The sequence below is a fragment of the Nocardioides luteus genome (assembly GCF_000960475.2).
Lineage (GTDB): Bacteria > Actinomycetota > Actinomycetes > Propionibacteriales > Nocardioidaceae > Nocardioides > Nocardioides luteus_A.
Window position 1 is genome coordinate 133,716 of sequence record NZ_JZDQ02000009.1, and the last position, 12,716, is coordinate 146,431.

Annotated in this window: 15 protein-coding genes and 3 tRNA genes; 8 read left to right on the forward strand and 10 right to left on the reverse strand. The window is 70.0% G+C overall.

Going from position 1 to position 12,716, the window contains the following annotated elements; all coding sequences use genetic code 11:
* Nucleotides 1–3: 3 nt before the first annotated feature.
* Entirely contained in the window at nucleotides 4–888 is an 885-nt protein-coding gene (locus UG56_RS08290; RefSeq protein WP_045551520.1) for a winged helix-turn-helix transcriptional regulator, read from the forward strand.
* A 9-nt stretch (nucleotides 889–897) separates the two neighbouring features.
* On the opposite strand, the gene UG56_RS08295 is transcribed toward UG56_RS08290, so the two are convergent.
* The gene (locus UG56_RS08295; RefSeq protein WP_071326959.1) at nucleotides 898–2,265 is read right to left on the reverse strand and encodes a serine/threonine-protein kinase; all 1,368 of its coding nucleotides are present in this window, start codon (nucleotides 2,263–2,265) and stop codon (nucleotides 898–900) included.
* Between the two features lie 92 nt (nucleotides 2,266–2,357).
* Between UG56_RS08295 and UG56_RS08300 the strand changes: the two genes are divergently transcribed.
* The gene (locus UG56_RS08300) at nucleotides 2,358–3,173 is read left to right on the forward strand and encodes an APH(3'') family aminoglycoside O-phosphotransferase (protein WP_045551674.1); all 816 of its coding nucleotides are present in this window, start codon (nucleotides 2,358–2,360) and stop codon (nucleotides 3,171–3,173) included.
* Between the two features lie 93 nt (nucleotides 3,174–3,266).
* Here UG56_RS08300 and UG56_RS08305 read toward each other — a convergent pair.
* Nucleotides 3,267–3,339, reverse strand: a tRNA-Arg gene (locus UG56_RS08305).
* Nucleotides 3,340–3,446: 107 nt separating this feature from the next.
* Here UG56_RS08305 and UG56_RS08310 point away from each other — a divergent pair.
* A complete protein-coding gene (locus UG56_RS08310; protein ID WP_256206506.1) occupies nucleotides 3,447–4,523 on the forward strand; it encodes a LuxR family transcriptional regulator in 1,077 nt (358 codons plus the stop codon).
* Between the two features lie 15 nt (nucleotides 4,524–4,538).
* On the opposite strand, the gene UG56_RS28275 is transcribed toward UG56_RS08310, so the two are convergent.
* The 3 genes from UG56_RS28275 to UG56_RS08320 all read right to left on the reverse strand — a co-directional run bounded on the left by UG56_RS28275 (nucleotide 4,539) and on the right by UG56_RS08320 (nucleotide 5,505).
* Complete coding sequence (locus tag UG56_RS28275) at nucleotides 4,539–4,694, reverse strand: hypothetical protein (protein ID WP_177191439.1); 156 nt, start codon at nucleotides 4,692–4,694, stop codon at nucleotides 4,539–4,541.
* A gap of 182 nt (nucleotides 4,695–4,876) precedes the next feature.
* Nucleotides 4,877–4,967: transfer RNA gene (locus UG56_RS08315), tRNA-Ser, on the reverse strand.
* A 43-nt stretch (nucleotides 4,968–5,010) separates the two neighbouring features.
* On the reverse strand, nucleotides 5,011–5,505 hold the full coding sequence (locus UG56_RS08320; protein WP_256206513.1) for a hypothetical protein: 495 nt from the start codon (nucleotides 5,503–5,505) through the stop codon (nucleotides 5,011–5,013).
* A gap of 90 nt (nucleotides 5,506–5,595) precedes the next feature.
* Here UG56_RS08320 and UG56_RS27845 point away from each other — a divergent pair, with 90 nt between their 5' ends.
* Nucleotides 5,596–5,901, forward strand: coding sequence for a hypothetical protein (locus tag UG56_RS27845; protein WP_143054960.1), 306 nt, complete (start codon nucleotides 5,596–5,598; stop codon nucleotides 5,899–5,901).
* Nucleotides 5,902–5,904: 3 nt separating this feature from the next.
* On the opposite strand, the gene UG56_RS08330 is transcribed toward UG56_RS27845, so the two are convergent.
* The 4 genes from UG56_RS08330 to UG56_RS08345 form a co-directional block, all read right to left on the reverse strand.
* Nucleotides 5,905–5,992 (reverse strand) — tRNA-Ser (locus UG56_RS08330).
* Between the two features lie 42 nt (nucleotides 5,993–6,034).
* Nucleotides 6,035–6,265, reverse strand: a complete 231-nt coding sequence (locus tag UG56_RS08335) for a biotin/lipoyl-binding carrier protein (RefSeq protein WP_045551670.1) — start codon at nucleotides 6,263–6,265, stop codon at nucleotides 6,035–6,037.
* Nucleotides 6,266–6,313: 48 nt separating this feature from the next.
* Nucleotides 6,314–8,098, reverse strand: a complete 1,785-nt coding sequence (locus UG56_RS28810) for a hypothetical protein (protein WP_256206507.1) — start codon at nucleotides 8,096–8,098, stop codon at nucleotides 6,314–6,316.
* Between the two features lie 85 nt (nucleotides 8,099–8,183).
* Nucleotides 8,184–8,960, reverse strand: a complete 777-nt coding sequence (locus UG56_RS08345; RefSeq protein ID WP_045550952.1) for a carbon-nitrogen hydrolase family protein — start codon at nucleotides 8,958–8,960, stop codon at nucleotides 8,184–8,186.
* A 23-nt stretch (nucleotides 8,961–8,983) separates the two neighbouring features.
* On the opposite strand from UG56_RS08345, the gene mobA reads away from it, so the two are divergent.
* From mobA to UG56_RS08365, 4 genes are all read left to right on the forward strand, one after another.
* Nucleotides 8,984–9,553: a molybdenum cofactor guanylyltransferase gene (gene mobA, locus UG56_RS08350; protein ID WP_052694034.1), complete on the forward strand. Its 570-nt coding sequence runs from the start codon at nucleotides 8,984–8,986 to the stop codon at nucleotides 9,551–9,553.
* A gap of 151 nt (nucleotides 9,554–9,704) precedes the next feature.
* Complete coding sequence (locus UG56_RS08355; protein WP_045550953.1) at nucleotides 9,705–10,679, forward strand: NAD(P)H-quinone oxidoreductase; 975 nt, start codon at nucleotides 9,705–9,707, stop codon at nucleotides 10,677–10,679.
* A gap of 14 nt (nucleotides 10,680–10,693) precedes the next feature.
* Nucleotides 10,694–11,284, forward strand: coding sequence for a bacterial proteasome activator family protein (locus UG56_RS08360; protein ID WP_045550954.1), 591 nt, complete (start codon nucleotides 10,694–10,696; stop codon nucleotides 11,282–11,284).
* Between the two features lie 380 nt (nucleotides 11,285–11,664).
* Nucleotides 11,665–11,880, forward strand: a complete 216-nt coding sequence (locus tag UG56_RS08365) for a hypothetical protein (RefSeq protein WP_045550955.1) — start codon at nucleotides 11,665–11,667, stop codon at nucleotides 11,878–11,880.
* 266 nt (nucleotides 11,881–12,146) lie between these two features.
* On the opposite strand, the gene UG56_RS08370 is transcribed toward UG56_RS08365, so the two are convergent.
* Nucleotides 12,147–12,716, reverse strand: a complete 570-nt coding sequence (locus tag UG56_RS08370; protein ID WP_045550956.1) for an NUDIX hydrolase — start codon at nucleotides 12,714–12,716, stop codon at nucleotides 12,147–12,149.

Genomic DNA, 12,716 nt, shown 5'->3' on the forward strand with positions numbered 1-12,716 from the left:
CCGATGCGCCGCGAGGACCTCGCCGAGGCCGACTGCGGGATCGCGCAGGCGCTCGCCGTCATCGGTGACTGGCAGAGCCTGCTGATCGTGCGCGAGTGCGCGGCCGGCGTCACCCGGTTCGAGGGCCTGGTCAAGGAGCTCGGCCTGAGCCGCAGAGCCCTCACCGAGCGCCTCGCCACCCTGGTCGCCGACGGGGTCCTGGCCAAGCACGTCTACTCCGACCGCCCGGCCCGCTACGACTACCGCCTGACCAGGAGGGGCCAGGGACTGCTGCCGGTGCTGGTGGCCCTGCAGGAGTGGGGTACGCAGCACGTCATGGGCGACGGAGGCGTCACCGCCGTGGCCGGCACCGACGAGCAGCACCGCCTCGACAGCCTCCTCGGGACGACGCCCCCGAGCGTCGAGCTCGCCTCCCATCGGGGCGACAGCCTCCGCCTGACCGACACCGACAGGTGGACCGTCGCCTTCTTCTTCCCCGGCGCCTATGCTCCGGAGAGTCACGGCTATCCGCCGGGGTGGAGCGAGATCCCGGGGACCCGCGGATGCACCCTCGAGTGCCTCACCTACGCCGAGCACCACCAGGAGCTCGCGGCCGCGGGCGCCCGTGTCGTCGGCGTGAGCACGCAGCGGCCCGACCAGCTCGCCGCGTTCGCCGCTCACGCCGCGCTGCCCTATGACCTGGCCTCCGACGCCGACGGCGTGGCGAGCAGCGCCTACCGCCTCCCGGTCTTCCGGGCCGGCGGTGCCGACCGGCTCAAGCGCGTCTCGCTCCTGCTCGACCCCGACGGCACGGTCCGCCACGTCCAGGCAGCGGTGACCGACCCCGCCGGATCCGCGGCCGACATGCTCGCCCGGCTCCGCGAGCTGACCACGAGCGCCGGCGTCTGAGCACTGCGCCTAGCAGCAGACGACCTGCTGCACCGTGAACAACGTGTCTTCCTGGCGCTGCATGTTGACGTATCCCTGGTCGACCCAGACGACCCGGAAGAGACCGTCGCCGAGGTCCTCGACCCGCCGCTCGCCGTCGGCGTCGAGGTCCTCGAGCAGGTGGTAGTAGAAACCGTCCCCGCCGTTGGCGTCATCGGTGCAGTTCCACGCGGCCGGGTCGGCGAGGTCGGGGATGTAGAGGCCCGCGGCCTCGCAGTCACCCGCCTGAAGGGCGTCGACGAACCGGACGGCCGCCGTCTCGGCGCCGCTGACCGGCTTCCCCTCGGCGGTCTCCTCGCCGCCGGCCGGGTCCTCGGCCGGGCCGCCGCGCACCACGAACCAGGTCGCGGCACCGCCCAGCACCAGGGCGGCGACGACGGCGACCCCGACGAGGAGCGCCTTGCCCCGGCGGGGCTCGCCTGGTTGCGGCTGCGTCGCCGGCGGTGCCGGCTCCGACGTATGCCTCAGCTGGGTCGGGCCGGGCGACCGGAGCACGGTCGCCGCGTCCGACGGAGGAGGTACGGCGACCGCCTTCCCCTCAGCCGCAGCGGTGAGCGCCGCGGCGAAACTGCCCGCATCCGGCCAGCGGTCCTCGGCCCTGGGCTCGAGGGCACGCATGATCACCGCGGAGACCGTCGCCGGGACGGGCGCGACGGTGCCGAGGTCAGGCACCCGGGACGCGACCGTCAGCGCCGGCGCGGGCGAGCGGCCCGCGAACATCGCCCACGCGACCGCTCCCAGGCTGCGTACGTCGGCACGATGGTCGATCGGCAGCGACTCGTCGAACTGCTCGGGCGCCATGTAGGCGGGCGTCCCGATCTGTCTGGTGACCTCCGTGTGCTGGTCGAGCGCCCGCGCGACGCCGAGGTCGGCGACCATCGCACGCAGCCGGCCGTCGGACCCACCGGCGAGCAGGATGTTGGCCGGCTTCACGTCGCGGTGGATCATCGAGCGCGCGTGCAGTGCGTCGAGCCCCGACGCCGCCTGCGTCACCAGATCGGCCACCAGCTGCACGGGCATCCCCTGCGGGTGCTGGGTGATCAGCTCCGCGACGCTGCCGGCGTCGGCGTACGCCATCACGAAGTACGGCGCACCCTCCGGCGTCTCGCCGATGTCGTGGACCGAGACGACGTGGGACGAGTCGACCGACCGGAGGAAGCGGGCCTCCTGGAGGAACCGCTCGCGGATGTCGGCGGCCTGGGTCCACTGGGCGCTGAGCACCTTCACCGCGACGGGCGAGTCGAGGACCGGGTCGTGGTAGAGCCACACCTCGGCGAAACCGCCGGAGCCGAGAGGCTTGACCTGGCGCAGACGCCCGAGGTTCTGGGGAAGGGTCACCGGGACATTATGGGGTCGGATCTCGGCCGGGGCCGCACGATCCGCGCGGCAAACCGTTGGACCCCGCGCGGCCGCGCGGAGACCATGGATCCATGTCGGTCGACATCTCCTCGGTGGCCGGGCTGCTGCCCGCCGACGGCACGAGCTGGGAGCCGGTCACGGCCGGCGAATCCGGCGCCGTCGTGCTCCACGATCGTGACCGTGCGCGCTACGCGAAGCTCGTCCGCGCCGCGGACAGCGGTGACCTGGCTGGGGAGCGCGACCGGATCATCTGGCTCGGCGAGGCAGGCCTCCCCGCTGCGACCGTGCTCGCATGGCGGGCCACCGACGAGGGCGCCTGCCTGATCACCACGACCGTCCCCGGTGTCCCTGCCGATCAGCTCGATGCCGCAGCGCTCCGGCGGGCCTGGCCGGCGATCGCGGCGATCGCACGGCAGCTGCACGCCCTCCCCGCGCCGGACTGCCCCTTCGACCGAGGCCTCGGATCGATGATGCCGCTGGCACGTACGACCGTTGCCGAGCACCGGGTCCAGACCGAGTTCCTTCCGGTGTCGCTCCAGCAGGTGCCCCCGGCACGGATCCTGGCCCAGCTCGAGGACCAGCTGCCGCAGCGCCAGCGCCAGGAGGAGACCGAGCGAGTCGTCTGCCACGGCGACCTCTGCCTGCCGAACATCCTCATCGACCCCGACACGATGGGCGTCACCGGACTCATCGACCTCGGCCGCCTCGGCGTCGCTGACCCGTACGCCGACATCTCACTCCTCCTGGCCAACGCCCGCGAGACGTGGCCGGACGAGCTGACCGCTCGCCAGGCCGACGACGAGTTCTCCGACCTGTATGGAATCGACCTCGACCAGGAGAGGCAACGCTTCTATCTGCTGCTCGATCCGCTGACCTGGCCCGCCTGAGGCCGACGATGATCTGGCCGTCCCGGATTTCAGCAGAAATGCGAACCGCCTCCGAACCAGCATTTCGGCTGACTCAGAGGCGGTTGTGTTCTGCGCGCCTGTAGGGATTCGAACCCCAAACCTTCTGATCCGTAGTCAGATGCTCTATCCGTTGAGCTACAGGCGCAGTGTTACCGAAGCAACGTGTAGAACAGTAGCGGAAGATGGTCCGTGACCAGAAATCGAGACGTGTGAGAAGATCTGGCGCTAGCCACAGCATCGGGGAGGTGGAGCGTGAGCAAGCGTCAACCCACGCCATCCGGCGAGGAGAGGAACGTGACGGACGAGGGACGCACGCCCAGGACGCGTGCACTGCTCGAAGCCAAGGGCATCGAGCTCTTCGAGCTCATCGCAGACCACGGCGGGATCTCCACATCAGACCCGCGAATCAGCGAGGACGATGAGTTCGCAGAAGCGCTGTCCGCTCTCGCCGAGCTCGGCCTCGTCCGCAACCCTGAAGACGCACCGGACACCTGGGTGACCGTCGACCCGGCGACGGTCCAAGCCCGGGTCGTCACACCGATGACCCAGGAAGGCGTCCGCCTCCTCCAGGAGTCAGCAGAGTGGGCCAACGATTTCGCCGCCCTGCGCAACGCGTGGCGTCGCTCGGCACCAGCAGACCAGCAAGGACCGTTCGCCTACGTGCACTCCCCGGCGATTCAGCCGTTCATCGACTCACTCGTCGCCGAGTGCGAGAACGAGATGCTGACGGCCCAGCCGCAGACACGACGCGACACAGGGAGCAAGCTTGCAGCGGCGATCGAGAAGGACACGGCCCTCCTCGAGCGTGGCGTGCGGGTTTGCACGCTCTACCAGCATGCGGCACGCCGGAACAGTGCTACCCGTGAATACGTTGCCGCTGTCTCCCGAGCAGGCGGCGAGGTGCGCACCTTGGACGAGTTCTTCAACCGCATGATGATCTTCGACCGCCGTATCGCCGTGATCCCCAGCCCGGATGGGGTGGACACCGCCTTGGCCATTCGTGAACCCTCTGTCGTGGCCTATCTGGTCGACGTCTACGAGCGGGCATGGGAACGAGCCCGACCGTTCTCCAGCTCGGACTCGTCGACGCTGCGTGACATCGCCGACGAGCAGCGCGCGATGACGCTTCGCATGCTGATCGAAGGACACTCCGATCCAGCAGCATCGAAGCGACTCGGGGTCAGCCCGCGAACGTACGCGGGATACGTCTCAGACCTCAAAGAAGAATTCGACGTAGACACCCGCTTCCAGCTGGGTTACGAAATCGGCCGTAGCGGGAAGGACGATCCGATGACGGACGGACAGGCCGTCCGAGGTCCCAGAAAGTAGGCTTCGCTCCGGAGATCAGCGCCGGGCGACACCCCAGCTGGAGTCGTCAACAGCCGTGATGCCCCAGCTCGAATCGGCGGAAGCCGTCGTAGCGTTTCCAAGAGCACCCATGGCGACGACCGCAGCTGCCGAGGCCAGCGCGAGCGCCACCACCTTGCGTACGTGCTTCATGTCGTTCCTTCCTGGTCTCGAGGCCGATTCTGGTGCCGAGAGGCCTACGGGATGATTATTGTGCAGGTTGAGGCGTTTCGGGTAACCCAAGTTCCGTCGTACGGACTTTTGCAGTGCGTAAAACTGCAGGTCAGAAAGCAGTTTGGCCCCCTCGCGAAGGGGGCCAAACTCATTGAAACCAGCGGAGGCGGAGGGATTTGAACCCTCGATGGGGTTTAAGCCCCAAACTCGATTAGCAGTCGAGCGCCATAGACCGGACTAGGCGACGCCTCCATACTGCGCGAACAGGCTACAAGACCAGCGCTCCTGGGACCAATCAGGGCCCTTCGGTAGTTCCCGCAGTCGGGTCGAGGGGCTTGATGGTGGACTTCAGATAGCCCTGGAGCTCGCGTACGAACTGCTCGCGATCGATGCTGAGGATGGTCACCGGGATCGTGGTGGCGCCGCCCTTCTTGAGCCGCAGCTCCAGACAGGGCGTGCCGGCGGGCATGGTGGTCACCGCCTCCTGGATGTCCGCCCAGCGGGCCTCACGGACACCGGCGCCCCGCACGAAGGCGATCCGGTAGCCCTGGGCGCTGGCGCGCAGGACGTACGCCTTGTTGCGCAGCCACCAGCCGAACCCGGCCACCGCGGCGACGCCGAGGACGAGCGGGATGAAGAGCCACGCGAAGTCGATCCGGGCCGCGATCACGACGGCCGTGCCGGCGAAGACCAGGAGCGCCAGGCCGACCACGGCGGCACCGAGGAGGCGGGCCTGCACGGTGGGAGCGAGGCGGTAGTAGGTGAGCTCAGCTGATGACACGCTCTCCATTGTGGACGACACGAGCGCCGGGAGCCGCATCGGCTTGCTCCTTTACGTGACCTAGGTCACAATTCGTTCATGACAGGTGTGCTTCCCAATATGTCGGATGCTCTTCGGGCCCTGGATACCGCTATCGCCGCTCCCCGTCCTGGGGCCAACGTCGGTCTCTGGCGCTGGTCGGTGCGCCAGCGCCTCGGGGGTGTACGTGAGGCGTTGATGGTCCTCGACACGGGTCAGGAGTGGCATGCCCTCACCGACGTCAGCGCGCTCCGTGACCGGGGCACGCTGCTCAGCCGGCTCGCAGTCCTCGCCGACGACGTGCTCGACCGCACCGACCTCGAGGATCTCCTCCTCGAGCTGCGGCGGTTGATGATCGACGTGGATCGACACCTGCAAGAGGTCTAGCTCTGGCAGAGGGAGCGGGATTCGAACCCGCGGTAGGTCTCCCTACGACCGCTTTCAAGGCGGTTCCGATCGGCCACTCCGGCATCCCTCCATGCGCCCGTGGGCGCGTGGCCGAGTCTAGTGCGCCCGAACCTCAGGCGCTCAACTCGACGAGGATGTCGCCCTCCTGGACGACGTCTCCTGCAGCGACCTTGACTGCCACCACGGTGCCCGGCGCCTCCGCGAGGACCGGGATCTCCATCTTCATGGACTCCAGGAGCACGACGGTGTCCCCGGCGGCGACCGTGTCTCCGGGCTGCACTCCGACGCTCATGACGTTCGCGACCATCTCGGCAGCGATCGTGGTGGGGGTTCTGCGGCTCATATCCGAGAACGTAGGGGTTACCCGAGGGTATCCCTAGCCGGATCGGGCTCAGAGCAGCGCATGGGTGCGGCCGGGCTCGGGGCGTACGGCACTGGCCTCGTCGGCCTCGCGCGCCGCCCTGCGGCCGCTGCCGGCAGCGGTCGAGCCGGTGAGCGCGAGGTCGATGCGGATGATGACGAAGGCGATCACCAGGCCGATGAGGATGCTGTAGACGACCGAGAGCGCGGCCTCGGCGAGCCCGACATCGGGGTTGAGGAACGTGCTGGCGACCGGCGCGGTGAGCGCGACACCGAAGAGGCAGACCCACCAGCCCTGGCGGCGCCGGGCGCGCATGTGCGTGCCCCAGACCAGCGCCGGGACTCCGAAGAGCGCCTGGATGGGGTGCGGGTAGCCGCCGAGGTGGATGCGGCACCAGCGCTGCATCTCGTCGATCGAGTCCATCAGGCCGGTGCTGCCGTAGCGGCGCAGCATCTCGGCGTAGATCAGGGTGAGCGCGAGCATCAGGCCACCGATGCCGACCACGATCGCGCCGCGCCGACCGAGGCCGTGCAGGCCGGCACCGAGGCGGTAGACCGCGAAGAAGGCGATCGCGAGCGAGCAGGCCAGCGTGGCGTACTCGAACCGGGAGACCATCACCACCGGCTCGAAGCCGAGCGCGGCGAAGCTTCCGAGCGCGGCGATGCCGACCGCGATGAACGTCTCCCGGATCGTCTTCGGGAAGCGACGTGAGGGGACCGTGCCCATCACTGCGAGGACCGCCGCCACCGAGGCGACCAGAACCGCCGCACCCGTACGCAGCGCCTCGTTGTCCGTGAGCACCACGACGAGCCCGGCGGCGCCTGCCAGCGCACCGAAGATCAGCGGCCGGCCACCGGTGCGGTGAGCCAGCGCGAAGGTGTAGGCGGTGCCGACCACGGCGGCACCGAGGCCGCCGAAGATCTCCGGGCCCAGATCGAAGGCGCTGATCCCGAGGCCGAGCAGGCCGACCGCGAGCGCGACCATCCAGATCGCCCGGACCGTGCCGGCGGTCAGGCTCTCGATGATCCCGAGGCCTGCGCGGGCGGCGCCGGCACCGGGGACCCGGGGCTGGGCGAGGAACGAGGTCACCTTGGCAGCGGTCGCGGGCCGGCCGGCGGACTCCGACTCGTAGGGCGCCACCGGCTCGTAGACCGGCTCGAGGTGGCCCGACTGATACGGGTCGGACTGGTAGGGGTCGGCCTGGTAGGGATCCGGCTGGTAGGCCGGCTGCTGGATGTGGGACGGCGTCTGCGGCGGCGCCTGCACCACGCCGGGCATGACCGTGTAGGTGCCCGTCGTGGAGTAGGCCGGCGCCTGCCGCGCGCTCGGGGGCGGCGCGGTCCGACCGCTCAGCGCGGGCTCCGGCGTGGGCGCGGGCCGGACCGGGGCGTCCGCGTAGCCACCGCTGAATCCGTCGGCGTCGTAGCCACGACCGGCGGGGGCTGGGGGCTCCGGCGAGGTCAGGCGGGCGCGCTTGCCCGTGTAACCGGTCGGCTCGTCGAACTGCTCCGGCTCGGTGCGCCCCGCGATCCGGCGGCCACCACCCGGGGTGGGCGGATCCTGGGACGGCTGGCGCTCGTCGTACCACGTCTCGTCGGCCCAGCCGGTCTCGCTCCAACCCTGGCTGTTGCTCTGCCCTCCGTAGGGCTGGCCGGGTTCCTCGTAGCCGGTGGACCAGTCGTTCTCCGCCCACTGGTCATAGGCCAGCGCCTCGCTCGAGCTGGGCTCGACGTAGGCGGGTGTGGGCTCGCTGCGACCGGCTGCACGACGGCCACGCTTGCTCTTGTCAGCGCGACGGCGGGGGGCTCGGTCCATAACAGGCGAGGATACCGGGGAAGGGGTGAACCTAACGAGTCATCGATATCCGTTTACCGCTGTGACGAGGAGTTGTTGACCAGGGTCACATTCTGCGGTTGACCAGGGACGGGTTGGTCCGGCGGGCGTCCTCGAGCACGGCCCGATCGATCGTCGCGGAGACGATCTCGTCACCGTCGCCGGCCTCGACCAGCACGTCCCCGAGGGGGTCGACGATCATCGAGTGTCCGCAGTAGCGGGGCGCCGACTGGGCGGCCGCCGCGATGAAGACCGTGTTCTCGATCGCGCGGGCACGCACGAGCGTGCGCCAGTGGTCGACCTTGCGCGGCCCGGCCACCCACGCGGCCGGCAGCACGATCAGCTCGGCACCGGCATCGACCAGGCCTCGCGCGAGCTCGGGGAAGCGCAGGTCGTAACAGGTCATCAGCCCCGTCGGCACCCCGTCGATGTCGACCACCACCGGCTCGATCGCACCCGCGACCAGCGCGTCGGACTCCTTGTAGCCGAAGGAGTCGTAGAGATGGATCTTCCGGTACGCCGCCTCCGCGCCGCCCCGCACGAGCAGCGTGTTGAACGGCCGGCCGCCGGGATCACCGCTCGTCTCGAGCATCCCGGCCACCACCGTGGCTCCACGTTCCCCGGCGACCCGGGACAGCTCGGTCCCGAACGGCCCGTCCGGCCTCTCGGCGTACGGGCTCAGGTCGGATCCGGGCTTGCCGAAGTCGCGCGCGAAGACCTCCGGGAAGACGACCAGGTCACTGTCGCTCGGGGTCAGCTCGGCCAGGAGCTTCCTGTTGGCGTCGGGCTCGAGACCCGAGGCCTGCTGCACGAGGCTGATCCGGAGGCTGTTCCAGGTGGTCACGGCTCCAGACTAGGGTCTGCCATGTGACTGGTTGGGACGAATGGGAGCCGTACGCTGCCGTGCTGCTCGCCGGAGGACGCAGCTCCCGCCTCGACGGGATCGACAAGTCCGGGATCGAGCTCGGCGGCCGCACGATGCTGGCCTGGGCGCTGGACGCCGTCGTCGACGCGATGGAGGTCGTCGTGGTGGGCGACCCGGTGCACACCGAGCGCCCGGTGACCTTCGTCCGCGAGGACCCCCGCTTCGGCGGTCCGGTCGCCGCCCTGCTGACCGGGGTGGACGCGCTGCTGACCCCGAGGGCGTACGTCGGCGTGATCGCCGTCGACATGCCCTTCCTGCGTCCGCGGACGCTGTCCCGGCTCCGGGAGGCGGCGTTCGGCCGCGACGGCGCCGTGCTCGTCGGGCCCGACCAGCGCCGGCAGCTCGCCCTGGTGCTCTCCACCGCCCGGCTCGCCGAGGTCCGCCCGGACCACGAGGGCCAGCACGGGATGCCGCTGCGTACGCTGCTGGCCGATCTGGACCTCGTCGAGGTCCCCGCCGAGGGCGACGAGCACCGCGACATCGACACCTGGACGGACCTGAAGTCGCTCTGAGGGATCGCCTCGGGCGGCTCGCGAGCCAGCTGTAACACGCTGTTACACCGTCTTTCCGGTCGTTCTGAACGACCGGAAAGACCTACGAACGACGTGTTACACGCCGCCAGCCCCTCAGCCACCCCTACGACAGGCCCCTAGTGTTGGGCCCATGCGAGCCGTCGTAGCCGAGCAGCCCGGAGGGCCCGAGGTCCTCACCGTCACCGACCGTCCGGACCCGGAGCCGGCACCTGGCGAGGTCGTGATCGACGTCGCCGCCGCGGGGCTCAACCGGGCCGACCTGCTGCAGCGGCAGGGCTTCTACCCGCCGCCGAAGGGCGCCAGCGACATCATCGGGATGGAGTGCAGCGGCGTGATCTCCGCGGTCGGCGAGGGCGTCGAGGAGTGGCAGGTGGGCGACGAGGTGTGCGCGCTCCTGGCCGGCGGTGGCTACGCGACGAAGGTCGCGGTCCCGGCCGGTCAGGTGATGCCGGTGCCCGCGGGCGTCGACCTGGTCACCGCCGCGGCGCTCCCCGAGGTCACCACCACCGTGTGGTCCAACGTGTTCATGGTCGGCGGGCTGACCCCCGACGAGACGTTCCTGGTCCACGGCGGCGCCGGCGGGATCGGCACGATGGCGATCCAGATCGCCAGCCAGATCGGCGCCCGGGTGATCACGACGGTCGGTTCGGCCGAGAAGGCCGAGCTGGCCACGTCGCTCGGCGCCGAGGTGGTCATCAACTACAAGGACCAGGACTTCGTCGAGGTCGCCAAGGTCTACGGCGGCGCCGACGTCATCCTCGACAACATGGGCGCGAAATACCTCGCCCGCAACATCGAGGCCCTCAACCCCGAGGGCCGCCTGGTCATCATCGGCATGCAGGGCGGCACCAAGGCCGAGCTCGACATCAACGCCCTGCTCCGCAAGCGGGCCGCGGTGATCGCCACCAACCTGCGCGGGCGCCCGGTCGAGCAGAAGGCCACGATCTGCGCCGAGGTCGTCGAGCGCATCTGGCCGATGGTCGAGGCCGGCGAGGTGAAGGCGGTCGTGCAGGACGTACTTCCGCTGGCAGAGGCCGCCGAGGCGCACCGGCTCATGGAGTCCGGCACGCACACCGGCAAGATCCTGCTGACCACCGCGGGCTAGGTAGGGTTGAGCGCATGACGCAGGAGCAGACCGGGGAAGTCGTGGTCATCGGACCCGACGGGCAGCCGATCGCGGTGCCCGCCGACGTACTCAAGGACGCCACCGCGCCCGAGGCCGCCGGGGACGAGGAGCGCGACGTGACCGACCTCGTGGAGCAGCCCGCGAAGGTGATGCGGATCGGATCGATGATCCGCCAGCTGCTCGAGGAGGTGAAGGCCGCCCCGCTCGACGAGGCTTCCCGCAACCGGCTGCGTGAGATCCACCAGGCCTCGATAAAGGAACTCGAGTCCGGGCTCGCGCCCGAGCTGGTCGAGGAGCTGGAGCGGCTCTCGCTGCCCTTCGCCGAGCAGCAGACCCCGTCCGAGGGCGAGCTGCGGATCGCGCAGGCCCAGCTGGTCGGCTGGCTCGAGGGCCTCTTCCACGGCATCCAGACCGCGATCTACGCCCAGCAGGTGGCCGCGCGCGCCCAGTTCGAGCAGATCCGCAAGGGCCTGCCGCCGGGCGCAACCCTTTCCCCCGAGGGCCATCCCGCCCCGGGCCAGGGTGGCCCCCAGCAGCCGGGTCAGCACGACCACGGCGACTCCTCGGGCGGGCTCTACCTCTAGGGCAACGGCCCGCCGGCCAGCGCGACGACGACGCCGACCCCTGCCGCGAGCAGGAGCGTGAGCACCACGCCACGCTTCACAGCAGCAGGAGTACGCCGTCGAGGTTCATCACGAACGACGGCCCGAACGCCTGCATCAGCAGGATGATCACGAACCCAGCGCCGTACAACAGCGCACCGATCTCGAAGGCCGTGCACGCCGGCTGCGCTCGATGACGGTCTCGCAGCGTACGGCTCGACGCGATGTTTCTCGGTTGTGGATATTTCGTAACTCCAAAGTGGCGCAAAGCCGCGTCATGACCTCGCCGCGACCCCGTTCCACTCACGTGAAGGCCGCCGACGACGGGTGGCCAGCGCCGACCGCCGAGAAGAGGAATCACCATGGCTACCACCACGATCACCGCACGTCACCGCAGTGACCTGACCGCCGTCGAGTCGATCCGCAACAACGTCCTCGACGCCGTCCGCAGCATCCGCAAGAACGACCCGTCCGAGCACAAGCACCGCGGCGGGATGCCGCCGGCCGTCGGCACCACGATGTTCGGCATCGCCGCCGTGGCCGCCACCGGCATCGTCGCGCTCGGCGCCTTCCGCTGATCATGCGCCTTCATCTTCGGTCCGTCGTTCACAGCCTGAGGCTGTGCTTGGACGCCCTGGGCCTGCTGAGGGGGAGGCCCAGGGCGCGGTCGGGGGGCCGCTCCACGGACTGAGTGTCGTCGCACGAGCGGATCGGGGGATTCACGCTCGCGCAGACGACACACGCGAGAGATCTCGTCGCACCGAGGGATGTCGACCAGATCTCGCAAGACCGCAGCCGACCATCGAGGGGGATGGTCGGCTGCGGCGTCTCTGCAGGTCAGCCCTCAGGCCGGGACCGTCGACTCCTCGACCCGGCCGCCATCGGCGGGAGCGGAGGCGGCCGCGTCGCGGCGTACGTCGGCGTCCTTCCACAGGTCGAGGAGGACCGCCGGCCAGATCTCCTCATCGGTCGTGGCGAGCTCCTCGCGGGTCCACCAGCGGTGGGCGGCCATGGTGAGTTGCTCCTCCTCGGTGTGGCCGGCAGTGGAGACCTCGAACGCGGGCACCCAGCAGGCGTAGAAGACGTCCTGCTGGTCGATGACCACGTCGCTGTAGCCGTGCACCACCCGCCTCCGCATCGTCGGCCCCACGAGGTCGGCCTCGGTGATCCGCAGACCGGTCTCCTCCTCGACCTCACGCACCGCGGCGACCGCTTCGCTCTCGCCGTCGTCGATGCCACCTCCCGGGGTGATCCACCAGCGCACGCCCGGGATCCCCGGGTCGGAGTCGGCGAAGAGCAGGATCCGGTCGCGGTCGTCGATCAGGAGTACGCGGGCGGTGCTCCGGCTGCGGCGCGGCCGCTCCGCCGGCGGGACGGGGACGAAGGTGCGCGGGGAGTCTTCCTCGAGGGCCAT

Excerpts from the sequence above, each read along its gene's own strand:
- UG56_RS08290 (WP_045551520.1), top strand. The coding sequence starts at position 4 with ATGCGCCGCGAGGACCTCGCCGAGGCCGACTGCGGGATCGCGCAGGCG.
- UG56_RS08300 (WP_045551674.1), top strand. The coding sequence starts at position 2,358 with ATGTCGGTCGACATCTCCTCGGTGGCCGGGCTGCTGCCCGCCGACGGC.
- UG56_RS28275 (WP_177191439.1), bottom strand. The coding sequence starts at position 4,694 with ATGAAGCACGTACGCAAGGTGGTGGCGCTCGCGCTGGCCTCGGCAGCT.
- UG56_RS08320 (WP_256206513.1), bottom strand. The coding sequence starts at position 5,505 with ATGGAGAGCGTGTCATCAGCTGAGCTCACCTACTACCGCCTCGCTCCC.
- UG56_RS27845 (WP_143054960.1), top strand. The coding sequence starts at position 5,596 with ATGTCGGATGCTCTTCGGGCCCTGGATACCGCTATCGCCGCTCCCCGT.
- UG56_RS08335 (WP_045551670.1), bottom strand. The coding sequence starts at position 6,265 with ATGAGCCGCAGAACCCCCACCACGATCGCTGCCGAGATGGTCGCGAAC.
- UG56_RS28810 (WP_256206507.1), bottom strand. The coding sequence starts at position 8,098 with ATGGACCGAGCCCCCCGCCGTCGCGCTGACAAGAGCAAGCGTGGCCGT.
- UG56_RS08355 (WP_045550953.1), top strand. The coding sequence starts at position 9,705 with ATGCGAGCCGTCGTAGCCGAGCAGCCCGGAGGGCCCGAGGTCCTCACC.
- UG56_RS08360 (WP_045550954.1), top strand. The coding sequence starts at position 10,694 with ATGACGCAGGAGCAGACCGGGGAAGTCGTGGTCATCGGACCCGACGGG.
- UG56_RS08365 (WP_045550955.1), top strand. The coding sequence starts at position 11,665 with ATGGCTACCACCACGATCACCGCACGTCACCGCAGTGACCTGACCGCC.
- UG56_RS08370 (WP_045550956.1), bottom strand. The coding sequence starts at position 12,716 with ATGGCCCTCGAGGAAGACTCCCCGCGCACCTTCGTCCCCGTCCCGCCG.